Origin of the sequence: Peribacillus faecalis (genome assembly GCF_014712675.1) — a bacterium.
Taxonomy (GTDB): domain Bacteria; phylum Bacillota; class Bacilli; order Bacillales; family DSM-1321; genus Bacillus_AD; species Bacillus_AD faecalis.
Genome location: NZ_JACXSI010000001.1, coordinates 247,317 through 259,586, shown reverse-complemented (window position 1 = coordinate 259,586; position 12,270 = coordinate 247,317). Strand labels below are relative to the sequence as shown.

At 40.9% G+C, this 12,270-nt stretch carries 14 protein-coding genes; 8 read left to right on the top strand and 6 right to left on the bottom strand.

The window, feature by feature from the left end; translation table 11 throughout:
• Positions 1-151: 151 nt before the first annotated feature.
• Both IEO70_RS01240 and IEO70_RS01235 read right to left on the bottom strand, forming a co-directional pair.
• Positions 152-1,081: an ABC transporter substrate-binding protein gene (locus IEO70_RS01240; protein ID WP_190996532.1), complete on the bottom strand. Its 930-nt coding sequence runs from the start codon at positions 1,079-1,081 to the stop codon at positions 152-154.
• An 83-nt stretch (positions 1,082-1,164) separates the two neighbouring features.
• A complete protein-coding gene (locus tag IEO70_RS01235; RefSeq protein ID WP_190996531.1) occupies positions 1,165-1,908 on the bottom strand; it encodes a hypothetical protein in 744 nt (247 codons plus the stop codon).
• A gap of 117 nt (positions 1,909-2,025) precedes the next feature.
• Between IEO70_RS01235 and IEO70_RS01230 the strand changes: the two genes are divergently transcribed.
• From IEO70_RS01230 to IEO70_RS01210, 5 genes are all read left to right on the top strand, one after another.
• Positions 2,026-3,018: a FecCD family ABC transporter permease gene (locus tag IEO70_RS01230; protein WP_235973441.1), complete on the top strand. Its 993-nt coding sequence runs from the start codon at positions 2,026-2,028 to the stop codon at positions 3,016-3,018.
• A complete protein-coding gene (locus IEO70_RS01225; RefSeq protein WP_206711458.1) occupies positions 3,015-4,001 on the top strand; it encodes a FecCD family ABC transporter permease in 987 nt (328 codons plus the stop codon). Before IEO70_RS01230 ends, IEO70_RS01225 begins: the two co-directional genes overlap by 4 nt.
• 11 nt (positions 4,002-4,012) lie before the next feature.
• Positions 4,013-4,813 (top strand): ABC transporter ATP-binding protein, encoded by an 801-nt coding sequence (locus IEO70_RS01220; RefSeq protein ID WP_190996530.1) that lies wholly within the window; start codon positions 4,013-4,015, stop codon positions 4,811-4,813.
• A 293-nt stretch (positions 4,814-5,106) separates the two neighbouring features.
• Positions 5,107-6,024, top strand: coding sequence for an ABC transporter ATP-binding protein (locus IEO70_RS01215; protein ID WP_190996529.1), 918 nt, complete (start codon positions 5,107-5,109; stop codon positions 6,022-6,024).
• The gene (locus IEO70_RS01210; RefSeq protein ID WP_190996528.1) at positions 6,008-6,835 is read left to right on the top strand and encodes an ABC transporter permease subunit; all 828 of its coding nucleotides are present in this window, start codon (positions 6,008-6,010) and stop codon (positions 6,833-6,835) included. Before IEO70_RS01215 ends, IEO70_RS01210 begins: the two co-directional genes overlap by 17 nt.
• A 59-nt stretch (positions 6,836-6,894) precedes the next feature.
• Here the strand turns inward: IEO70_RS01210 and IEO70_RS01205 are convergent, their stop codons facing one another.
• Positions 6,895-7,203 (bottom strand): hypothetical protein, encoded by a 309-nt coding sequence (locus IEO70_RS01205; protein WP_190996527.1) that lies wholly within the window; start codon positions 7,201-7,203, stop codon positions 6,895-6,897.
• A gap of 223 nt (positions 7,204-7,426) precedes the next feature.
• On the opposite strand from IEO70_RS01205, the gene IEO70_RS01200 reads away from it, so the two are divergent.
• Positions 7,427-7,702, top strand: coding sequence for a YhdT family protein (locus tag IEO70_RS01200; RefSeq protein ID WP_190996526.1), 276 nt, complete (start codon positions 7,427-7,429; stop codon positions 7,700-7,702).
• Positions 7,699-9,150 (top strand): sodium/pantothenate symporter, encoded by a 1,452-nt coding sequence (gene panF, locus IEO70_RS01195; protein ID WP_190996525.1) that lies wholly within the window; start codon positions 7,699-7,701, stop codon positions 9,148-9,150. Before IEO70_RS01200 ends, panF begins: the two co-directional genes overlap by 4 nt.
• A gap of 233 nt (positions 9,151-9,383) precedes the next feature.
• On the opposite strand, the gene IEO70_RS01190 is transcribed toward panF, so the two are convergent.
• Positions 9,384-9,785, bottom strand: a complete 402-nt coding sequence (locus tag IEO70_RS01190; protein WP_190996550.1) for a GNAT family N-acetyltransferase — start codon at positions 9,783-9,785, stop codon at positions 9,384-9,386.
• A 15-nt stretch (positions 9,786-9,800) separates the two neighbouring features.
• Positions 9,801-10,241 (bottom strand): GNAT family N-acetyltransferase, encoded by a 441-nt coding sequence (locus IEO70_RS01185; protein ID WP_190996524.1) that lies wholly within the window; start codon positions 10,239-10,241, stop codon positions 9,801-9,803.
• 115 nt (positions 10,242-10,356) lie between these two features.
• Between IEO70_RS01185 and pdxR the strand changes: the two genes are divergently transcribed.
• The gene (pdxR, locus tag IEO70_RS01180; protein WP_190996523.1) at positions 10,357-11,733 is read left to right on the top strand and encodes a MocR-like pyridoxine biosynthesis transcription factor PdxR; all 1,377 of its coding nucleotides are present in this window, start codon (positions 10,357-10,359) and stop codon (positions 11,731-11,733) included.
• Positions 11,734-11,751: 18 nt separating this feature from the next.
• On the opposite strand, the gene IEO70_RS01175 is transcribed toward pdxR, so the two are convergent.
• The gene (locus IEO70_RS01175; RefSeq protein WP_190996522.1) at positions 11,752-12,207 is read right to left on the bottom strand and encodes a hypothetical protein; all 456 of its coding nucleotides are present in this window, start codon (positions 12,205-12,207) and stop codon (positions 11,752-11,754) included.
• Between the last annotated feature and the right edge of the window lie 63 nt (positions 12,208-12,270).

Below are 12,270 nucleotides of genomic sequence, written 5' to 3'. Positions count from 1 at the left end.
CGGAAGTTCGCGGCCAGCAGCTAAGGATTCATAGATAAAAACAGAAAAACGTGAAATGGAATTGTCCATTTCACGTTTTTCGTCATTTGAAGCTAGTTATGTCCCAGCCTCATTGTCTAATACCTATCATGCTCGGCTTGCGCTTTTGTTCTTATTTTGTAAGTGTTTCAACGACTGTATCAATAACTTTGTCGCTGGCGATTTTTCCGTTAATTGTCCAAGACCCGTCATCGCCGATTTTGTATACATTTCCGTTTTGTGCGGCAGGAGTTCCTTGCCATATTGAGCTTGCTGTTAATGTTTCCAGTCCGGCTTCGCCCTCAGCAGCAATCAGGAAGACGTGCTCGGCGTCTAAATCCGCTAATGATTCAAGTGAAATCGGGCTCCAAGTAGCATCTGTTGCATCACCTAATTTCTTAATGAAGGAAGGCATTGTCAATCCTAAGTCTTCGTATAAAACATTGCTCGCATAGCGGTTGTTTTCCAATACATAATATTGACCGCCAATCATCCAAATTGCTGCAACAGATTCGTTGCCGATTGCCTCTTTAACTGTTTCGGTAGCGTCAGCTGCTTTTTCATCATAACCGGATAAAACGTCCTCTGCCTGTTTTTCTTTTCCAAGCATTTCTCCGATTACTTTAATTTGCTTGCGCCAATCCGCCGCATTTTCATCAGTAAAAACGTAAGTCGGAGCGACTTGTTGATATTCTTCTAATTGACCGGTAGGCACTGCAGAAGGGGAGCTGAAAATAATTAAATCAGGTTCTGCTTCAATCACTTGCTCTAAAGGCATATCCCATTCGATCGTCGGTACATCGGCTAATACATTTTGCAAATATTCATGCACGGTTGTGCCGATTGCCCATTGTCTAACAGGGGTAATACCTAAAGCCACTAATGAATCTTCCATATTTGATGCGACAATTCGTTGGGCATCGGCTGGAATTGTCACTTCACCGTTTGCGTCAGTTACGGTAATCGATTCTGCATTGTTTATATCTTGAGTGTTGTCGTTGTTGCAGGCACTTAGCAAAAACAAACATAAAACACTTATTAAAAATGTATGATATTTTCTCATGATGTTTAATCCTCCAGAAATTATGTAAGTAACGAATTAAATGATAATAATTATCAATTTCATCGTCAATAGGGTGGATAATATTACCTTTTGGGGGAGGTAAGGATTTCATCCCTCATTTCGTTTCGTATATGTTCCGATAGTGTCGGGCAATTGAAACACTTTTTGCCGTCTTTTTTACGGTAAAACATACAGCAGGCCGAACGAATCATCATCTTCTTGCCTAGCTCATATGGGCTATCGATATATTTCGGTTCGTATTGAAATGGATTCTTTTCGAAAAATTCATCGTTTTTCAGTTGATTGAGCAAGCTATTATAGGTAGCTTGTACGGTTTTCTCTTTTTCATACTGTAGGAAGCTTTCTGTGATTTGTGCTATCCTCGCGCCGAATTGATTATAGATGAGCGATGGTTTTACCGAAGCAGCCTTTGCGATCATCTTTATTGGCTGATCAAGCTGGTGGACGAGCTCTGTAATCGGCTGTGCTCTTTGAAGGGCACAGTCATCGATTTTGATATAAATGACCGGGAACGTACCGGAAAGTTTTACTTGCAAATGAATATTATCCAAACTCATATTTAGCTCTTTTCCATATTTAGCTTGTGCAATCAGCTGAGCAACAATCACGTTGAATAATGACATGCCGATTACAGAAGCAGGGAGCAAGTAGTCGTCTGCTTCATATAGCTCTTTCATTCGTAATAGCAAGGAGACGGTTCTGCTTTCATCCATTAAAGCACTGGCCGACGCTTCAAGGACTAGCGGATCAACGTCATCCGGGGACAATAGCAAGTGGGCAGTTATATAGGAAAAATCTATATTCATGAACTTCATACCTTTCGTGTTTGTATGTAAAGAAAAAATTATCTTGATATAACAACAGAGTTGCTATTATACTAGTAACGATGAAAATCATTATCAGTGAAAAATGAGGCATAGTCAATGCGTAAAAATACAATTATATTAATAATCGGAATCGTATTAATGACGATAGCATTTGCATTGTCTCTCCAATACGGCTCTAAAAATTATACATTATCAACAGTTTTCGATGCTGTTTTTCATTATAAAAAAGATGTGGTGGAGCATCAGATCATTTATGAAATCAGGATGCCGCGGGCAGTTGCAGCTGCTTTAATCGGCAGTTTTTTAGCGTTATCAGGATGCGTCATGCAGGTGCTGACACGAAATCCGCTAGCCGAGCCGCAATTGCTCGGCGTTTCTTATGGAGCGGCCTTTGCGCTCGTGATTACGCTCGCATTTTACCCGACGTTATCAATGACGGGTACGATGCTTGCTTCGATTGTTGGTGCCGGCATTGCGGTGGTTCTTGTATTTGGACTTGCGGCCATATCGAATGGGGCTACCGCGCCAGTTAAGCTCGCACTTGCCGGTGTCGCTTTAGGAATGTTTTTAAGTTCATTGACGTCCTGCATCAGTTTATATTTCGATGTCGCAAAGGATATGAGCTTCTGGTATGCGGGCGGATTGTCGGCAATTACGTGGACTTCAGTTAAGTTATTGTCAGTCGCTGGCTTATTCGGTTATATCATTGTCGCACTGATCGCAAGAGCGCTGACCATCCTTCATTTAGGAGAGGATATGACGAAAGGTCTCGGCATACATATCGGTTTAGTGCGTGTGTTAGGTGTTATGGCTGTATTGCTTTTAACGGGCAGCTCAGTAGCAGTATCAGGGACAATCGGCTTTATCGGGCTCGTTGTTCCGCATATTTGCCGCATGCTTGTCGGGACAGATTATCGATTGCTTCTCCCTGTATCGGCATTGTTTGGAGCGGCGCTGCTTCTGTTTGCCGATTTGGGTGCGAAGCTGATCAACCCGCCATATGAAACACCGGTTGGCGTCATTACAGCACTGATTGGTGTTCCATTCTTCATTTATTTAGTTCGTAGAGGAAGGGGGCCATCCTTTTGAATAAAAAGTTTGCCGTCACTTTTTCTGCTCTTGTTATCTTGATTGTATTGGCAAGTTTATTGAGTCTTCATTTTGGTGTTGTCAGCATATCACCTTCGGAAGTTTTTCAGACTTTTATCGGTAATGGAAGCGCGAAGCAGGAGCTTGTACTCTTTCAAATTCGCTTACCGTCCATTATTTTGGCGATTTTAATAGGTGCAGGGATGGCGATATCGGGCGCAATTTTACAGGCCATCACTAACAATGATTTAGCTGATCCGGGCATATTGGGCATTAACTCTGGCGCAGGATTGGCTGTTGTCTTATATATTGCCTTCTTTCAACAGCTAGGGAGCAATGTGTATTTGCTACCGATGTTTGCATTTGTCGGAGCGCTTCTAACAGCGGTATTGATTGTTGCACTTGCTTGGAAGGGAGGCTTCCAGTCGATTCGCTTAGTGCTAGTCGGTATTGGTGTTAATGCCGGATTGGGCGCTTTATTGATTGCCTTTCAGCTGAAAATGAATCCGATTGATTTTATGAAGGCAGTCGTTTGGCTGTCCGGCGATTTATGGGCGACTCAGTGGAAATATGTATGGGCTCTGCTGCCGTGGTATATCGTTTTGATTCCTTTTGCGTTATATAAAGCGAAATCTTTAAATGTGCTGACGCTTGGTGATTCGATATCAACAGGCCTCGGCATCAATGTTGCTCGTGAAAAATTAATTTTATTAGTTCTGGCAGTTGCGTTTGCCGGACTCGGTGTTTCATGCGGAGGAGGTATTGCCTTTCTCGGGCTGATTGCTCCGCATATTGCCCGCCGTTTAGTGGGAGCGAAGCATGGATTGATGCTTCCTGTAGCAGCGATGCTAGGAGCGGTGATTTTGCTGTTGGCAGACACAATCGGCAGAAATATCGTACTGCCGGCAGAAATCCCCGCCGGAATAGTCGTGTCTTTAATTAGCGCGCCATATTTTATTTATTTATTAATGAGATCGAAGTAGAGGTGGAAAAAATGACAACGTTAACGGGCGAGAATCTTATAATCGGTTATGAAGGAAAAACGGTCGTCTCCGATTTAAGCGTGGATTTTCCGAAAAATAAAGTAACAGCCATAATCGGTCCGAACGGCTGCGGTAAATCGACTTTGCTTAAAACGATGGCGCGTCTTCATAAGGCTGATTCTGGTATAATTTGTCTGAACGGACGAAGCATAGCGGAGCTGCCGACCAAGACGATAGCTAAAGAGATGGCGATTTTACCGCAATCACCGACTGTTCCGGGCGGTTTGTCAATATATGATCTCGTATCTTACGGAAGAACGCCTTATCAGACCGGTTTCTCGAGAATGTCCAAACATGACCGAGAGATGGTCGATTGGGCTTTATGTGTAACCGGCTTATCAGAGCTGAAAGACCAGGAAGTCGATACATTGTCAGGCGGTCAGCGTCAGCGCGCCTGGATTGCGATGGCGCTGGCTCAGGAAACGGATCTTTTGCTATTGGATGAGCCAACGACGTATTTGGATTTGGCTCATCAGCTTGAAATCTTGCAGTTGCTTGAGAAGCTGAATGAGGAAGAGGGGAGAACTATTGTCATGGTTATTCACGATTTAAACCATGCGGCCCGATTCGCTCATCATATTGTCGCGATGCGAGCAGGAAACATCATTCAGGAAGGTGATGCGGAAAAAGTAATTAGCGGCGATATTTTAGAGCAAGTTTTCCAGATTGATGCTTTAGTTGTCAAAGATCCGCGCACCAATAAGCCTGCGGTTATATCGTACGAATTAATCTCGAAGAATCAAGAGAAATGAGCAAACCAAAGTCTTAATTCCATGTATGGAGTTAAGACTTTTTTATTTTATAGAACTAGAAAGGTATATAAAGGCTTCACATAGAATACATAATATTGCTTGAATCAAATAAAACCTCCTGTCGAAATCTTCATACTTTTCATTTCACAATTTAGCTTTTATGAGTAGTCTTATCCTATCGGCATTTTCATTTCCAAAGTACAAGGTTTGCCTTTTTAAAAAACGTTTTGAAGAACATTTTTTGCTACATTTTAAATACCACAAGTTTGATAATCTGGGGGGAATCGTGATAGATGCACAGTTTTATTAAAGTTGAAGGTTTGTTTAAATCATTCGGCCGACAGATAGTCTTAGAAAATGTAAATTTCAAGGCGAATAAAGGAGAGATAGTCGGGTTGTTGGGACCCAATGGTTCTGGGAAAACGACTTTTATCCGAATATTGAACGGCGTGGTCAGACCGGATAAAGGGTTGATTTCTTTAAACGGAATGGATCCTGCCTCAGAAGGAGATGCCATTAGAAAAATATCTGGAATTGTGACGGAAAGCGCGGGACTGTATCATCAGATGAGCGGTAAAGAGAACTTGGATCTATTCGCTGAATTATATGGGGTAACAGACAGCAATAGAGTGGCAGAACTTCTTGACTTGTTTGACTTAAAAGAACATCAGGGTAAACCTGTAGGGAAGTATAGCACAGGAATGAAAAAGCGCTTGGCATTGGCTAAAGCGCTGTTGCATAAACCGGATATTCTTTTTTTGGATGAACCGACAAATGGGTTGGACCCGGACGGAATTCAGATGGTTTTATCATATTTGAAAAAATACAATCAGGAAACAGGTACTACTATTATTATTTGTTCGCATGTTCTGCATCAATTGGAGACGATCTGTGATTCTTTTGCTTTCATTGAAAATGGCGAGATTGCTGAACAAGGTACTTTAAAAGAGTTAGAGGATAAATATGTTCAAAATGTCTCCGTGAAAGTGAATACAACATTTAAGCCGCAAGTTAGGCAATACACAAAGTATCCTTGCAGAGTACTTGATGAATCCATGGTGGTTTTTGACTTGCCTTCAAAAAACGACATCCCTCAATTATTAAATGGCTTGCTGAAGACAGATCCCGTTTATTCGGTGACAATTATGAATAATGATTTACAATCTATTTATTTCAAGGTGCGGGGGGAATTTAATGGGCGCATATATTAGTAAAGCTTTAATTAAAAAGGACCTAAAAGATATTTTTAGAAGTAAAACATTGCTAATAACGATAATTGTGGTTCCCATTATGTTTTCCGTTATTGTCCCTTTAGTCGTGATGGCAGGCGCCTTGCTTACTGATTTTGAAAAAATTGTTGGAGATGATGCGCAGAAGCTAATGGATACCATTCTTGAGAGTACAACGGGTGGCGTATTCGCTTCTTATAGTCTCGAGCAGCAAATCGTTTATATGTTTATTAATTTTATACTTCCAGCCTTATTTTTGCTCGTTCCGATTATTACAGCCATGACAATAGCGGCCAACAGTTTTGTCGGCGAGAAGGAAAACCGGACGCTGGAAAGTTTATTATTCTCTCCAATTTCCATTAAGACGTTATTTCTGAGCAAAATAATCGCTTCTTTAATACCGCCATTATTTATTTCAATTATCAGCTTTATAGCGTGTGGAGTCATTATTAATTCTTTCGGGTATTCTTTATTTGGCGAGGTAATCTTCCCATCAGGTAATTGGGTGGCATTAATAACTTGCCTTTCCCCGATGGTAATTTTACTTTCGGTGCTGCTGAATATTTTAATATCAGCAAGGGTGAAGACAAATCAGGAAGCACAAAATCTTGGCGGTATTATTGCTCTGCCTGTAATTGCATTGATGATTGGCCAGGTTAGCGGACTATTTTTACTCGGAGTGCAGTTAATTATTTTGATCTCAATAGGAATATTGATTGTGAATATCGTATTATGGATTGTAATTTCAAAAAATAATGATAGATATATTTTATTTGAGAAGCAGATTCATTAATAGAAAGCAAAAGAAAAGCCCAGAGCAGCCTCTGAGCTTTTTTTGCTTTTTTATTTACATCAATAAGTGACTTTTCGTGTCTGAAGAAGCAATCCAATGAAAATCGAAATCGATGTGATGATGTGCAAAATCATTCCGACGATCGGGATCCAGGCCAGTAAGGAAGTGAATATACCGAGCGCATTTCCATATGCGGTCTGTCTTTGATACTTGGCGATAATGACTATTGCTATGTGGAAGCAGAGCATAATGAATAATGGCGTATAACCTGAGGAAATGATATAGATGCCGCCAATAAAAGGAATTCCGAGAAAGGCTTCAAAGGTGCCTGCAATAAATTTTAATATATTTAAGATGATAATCCCCATAATTGGTTACTCCTTTAATATAAAATATGCATAGCTGCATTTCATTTATCTAATGGAATTTTTTTCTTATTACTAATTAAGTATAGCAAATATTTGAATGGTTATGATAGCCAATTTACAGTAAAGTTTGATTTTTTATGGAAGACTATAGGATTTTATCTTTAATTGTATTAATATAATATCTAGTGCTTGTAATGAGATGCAGCAAGCAAGGAGGTCAAGAATGAAGAAGCAGGATGAAAAGGCATTTAAAATTGCTCATAGAGAAGCCATAATTGGTATCGTATTAGTCATTTTCAACTTTATATGGTGGTTTGGATTTGCATATGGCTTAGGAAACGGCGATCCAATGGAATATACATATATTTTGGGTTTACCTGCATGGTTTTTTTACAGCTGTGTAGTCGGATTGTTGGTGATGATCCTTTTAGTTTCATTAAGTGTAAGATATTTGTTTGAAGAAGTTCCTTTTGAAGAGGAGGATGCGGAAGCGGAATGAACTGGCTAGTCATTGTACCTTTATTATTATTTTTGATTATTATCTTTTTTATTGGCTATTATGCAAATACATATATTCGCCATTCCAATTCCTTTTTACAAGATTATTTTCTTGGAGGTCGTCAGTTAGGCGGCTTTGTGTTGGCGATGACGATGATGGCGACGTACGGAAGTGCCAGCAGTTTTATTGGCGGTCCCGGAATTGCGTATAATCGTGGCTTAGGATGGGTGTTGCTCTCTATGGCCCAGCTGGCAGCGGGTTATTTTGTCTTAATGGTGCTCGGCAAAAAGTTCGCTATTGTGGCGAGAAAATATAAAGCGATTACGCTTGTTGATTTTTTGAAAGCACGTTATAAAAGTGACGCGGTTGTCCTTGTGTCTGCTTTAAGCATTATCGTGTTTATCTTTTCATCGATGGCGGCGCAGTGGGTAGGCGGCGCCCGTCTCATTGAATCAATTACTGGCCTTCCGTATACGAGCGCATTGTTTATTTTCGGTGTTGCTGTATTAGTGTATGTCATTATCGGCGGCTTTCGAGCGGTCGCGTTGACAGATGCCGTGCAAGGAAGTGTTATGCTGATTGGAACAATATTATTGCTGGTGGCTACAATTGTAGCTGGCGGGGGGTTACCCAACATCATGGCGGATTTAGTTGCGGAAAATCCAAACTTAGTTTCGCCGTTTGGAGCGCAGCAAGATTTGACGCCATTGTATGTATCCTCATTTTGGATTCTTGTCGGTGTCGGTGTCGTCGGGCTGCCTCAAATTGCGGTCAGAACTATGAGCTACAAAGATTCGCGCGCGATGCACCGTGCCATCATTGTCGGGACGATTGTCATCGGCAGTGTAATGCTCGGCATGCATTTAATCGGTGTTCTGGCTCGACCAATTATTCCCGGCATTGAGGTGGGGGATTCGGTGATGCCGATATTGACGCTGAAAGTTCTGCCTCCTGTTCTTGCCGGTTTGGTGTTGGCAGCTCCAATGGCTGCGATTATGTCGACGGTCGATTCGCTGCTTATTTTGGTAAGCTCGACAGTCGTCAAGGATATTTATTTAAACTACATTAGACCGAATGCGACAGAAAACCAGGTAAAGACAGCGAGTTTTTGGGTTACGACGGTTCTTGGCGTATCGGTTGTGCTGTTCGCGTTAAGCCCACCTGATTTTATTATTTGGCTTAACTTATTTGCTTTCGGTGGCTTGGAGTCAGTGTTTATTTGGCCGGTCGTCCTTGGATTGTATTGGAAAAAAGGCAACAAATATGGAGCCGTTTGCTCGATGGTTGTCGGCATGAGCAGCTATATTCTGTTTGATCGCTTCTATCCTACTGCATTCGGGATGCATACAGTTGTGCTGCCAATCTTATTTTCATTGCTTACGTATGTGAGTGTGAGTTTGGTAACTGCGAAACAGTTTGTGTTAGTGGAGAATAATGAGTTGGTTTAATTCTTGATTGTTTGCGTTTTTTGGTCGGCTTAATTATTTTTAAAACTGGAAGAAAAATCACTAAATGTGGAAGAATTCCTTGAAAAGCGGACGAATTATTTCTGAATTGGGTAGAATTATACGGAAAAGCGGCTTAATTAAATTCAAAAGTAGAAGAATTAGCATCTGACGGGCAGAATGAAAGCCCTGGAAAAAGCGATGTGTTGCTTTTTCTAGGGCTTTTTTTGCTAGGCTTATTGTTTTCTCGGGATGATATATCCGTTTTCAATCTTTTGGAAGCCGATGTGTGGGTAAAATTCCATTGCAATTGGAGAGGAAAGTAAAATTAGAGCAATTTCCTCGCTGATGTGCAACTGTGTTTGGCGAACGAGTTCCTTGCCAATTCCTTGTGACTGATAGTTTTGGTCGACTGCCAAGTCTGACAAGTAGCAGCAGTAACTGAAATCGGTAATCGAACGGGCGACACCGACAAGCTGTTCTCCGTCCCAAGCTGTGATTAAAAGATCGCCATGATCAAGCATTTTTTGCAGACGTGGCAAATCATCGACCGGACGGCGAATGCCAGATGCGCGGAACACTTGAGAAAATTGTTTCGCTGTAATTGATTCATTTGTTTTGTAAGTAATTGCGTTCATCATAAAATCCCTCTTTTAAAAGTATTTAATGTAACTAATGAATTCACGGTTAATTTCCATGCCCATTTTTTCATATAAACGTTTGGCCATCTCATTGTCCGGCGCTGTTTGAAGAGTGATATATCTCGCTTGTTCCTGCTCACAAACGCTGTAGCATTTTTCTATTAAGGCCTTCCCGACACCATGCCCTCTAAAACATTCTTCAACATATAAATCATTCAAAATAAAGGCTTTCTGCATGTTGACGGAGGAGAAAGTCGGATAAAGCTGGATAAACCCTGCTGTTTGCTCATCTATTTTTGCGAAAAAGATGATTGATTCGTTTTTTTCGATTCTTGCGGATAAAAAGGCAGCCGCAGCTTCCAAATCACGAGGCTGATTGTAAAACTGACGGTATTGGTCAAAAAGTAGAGCTACTTCCTGTAAATGTTGAAGTGTCGCTTGTAGTATTTGCACTTTTCTGAATTCCCTTCTTTCTTGAGTAACTTTCTTATAAAATAGAATACATGGGGAATTGACATGTAAAAAGATACAATTTTGGTCTTTTTTATATGTCAGAAGAGGAGGAATCATGAAGCAATTTATTTTTCCGTTACATAAAGAGGCACCGAAATATAAACAAATCTATGAAAATATCCGTTTGCTGATTGAAAAGGGTCAGCTGAAATCAGATGAACAGCTACCTTCTATTCGTCAGCTAGCGGAGACACTTAAAGTGAGTCGGAATACGACTTTAATTGCTTATGAGCAGCTTATTGCTGAAGGATATATACGAAGTGAATTGAAAAAAGGTTATTTTGTAGAAAAATATGAACCGATTTTTATACAAGTTAAGCAATCATTAAATAGGGCTGAGAATACTGAAGGGGATCAATATATTATTGATTTTCGGGCGGGAGCGGTCGATCAAGCCTCTTTCCCGTTAAAGAAGTGGAGAAAATGCGCTAATGAGGTACTGCACGAACAGCAAAGTTATATATATGGAAACAGGCAAGGGGAGGAATGTTTGCGGAAACAAATTTCGAATTATTTGTTTCAGTCACGCGGGATAGATACAACAGCAGAGTCAATCGTCATTGGCAGCAGTACACAACAGATGCTCATGCATATTTCTTTACTGCTGAGAAAGCGATTTTCATCAATTATCCTTGAAAATCCCGGATATAGAGGAGCCCGCTCTGTATTTGAATGTATCGGTTATAATGTAGAAGCTATTGACATCGGTGCAAAAGGCATAAATATGGACCAGTTGGAGAAGATGCAATCGAAGTTGATTTATGTGACGCCTTCACATCAATACCCGACCGGTACAACGATTCCGATACAGGAGCGGCAACAACTTTTGCAATGGGCAATGAGTAATGGAGGCTATATTTTTGAGGATGACTATGACAGCGAGTTTCGCTACAAGCAACAACCGATTCCGGCACTCGCTTCTCTCAATCAAGATTGTGTCATTTACGTCAGTAATTTTTCCAAAGCTTTTCTGCCCTCACTTCGCTTAAGTTATATGGTGTTGCCAGAAAATTTGCTTGAGGAATATCAAAAAATGTTCGCAGCTTTCGAACAGGCTGCATCAAGCCTTCACCAGCGCGCGATGGCTCGTTTTATGGAGAAAGGTTATTGGGAATCGCATATTCGAAAAATGCGTGCTGTTTATAAGCAAAAAATGCAGGAACTTGTAAATGCATTAGAACGAAGGTTTGGCGATGCAATCGAAGTAATTGGGCAACATTCTGGACTATATATTCTTGTTCGTATTCAAACTCTTTATAGCGAAGAGGATTTGATTGGTAAAGCGAAGAGACATGGTGTAAAAGTATATCCGACGAGCATGTACTATATTACCGGACAGCCGGATACAGCAATGCTCAAGCTTGGATTCACCAATTGTTCAATTGAGGAAATCCGACAAGGAGTGGAGCTGCTGTATGAGGCATGGAAGTAGATCCATGCTTCAAACTTTTCATAACTTGCGCATCTTTCCTTCAGACTGGATTGTAACAGTTATTCCATATCCGCCGCCTGCCTCTATCTGATTGTTTAAATCAGCGACATCAACTTCTTTATTTATAGTTATAATTCCGTATTCATCGCCGGAAAGTGCGATTTTAAAAGATCCGGCAGCCTCTAGCAAATCATAGACCGGGTTGTCTTCGAGTCTGGAGCGGTCTTCAAATTCGGCCGTAAACTGTACATCGTCGCTGCTGTAATTTTCAAAAGCAAGATTGCATTGAATCAACATTGTTTCATCACTCGTTTTCTCAAATTGACAGTTGCTTGCTTGCGGGTCATAGTGTACTGCATAAATACCTGTCGCTAACGTCTGTTGATATTTTTCAACGATCCAAGGAGGAAGCAAGGCGGCAGCAAAAATTGCGATGATGACCGCCCTTCCTATAAATTTGTTTAATGATTTCATCAGCGAAACCAGGCATAATCCGAGCAAAAGCAATGAGATTATGGAGGCGAAATTGAAGTTGAC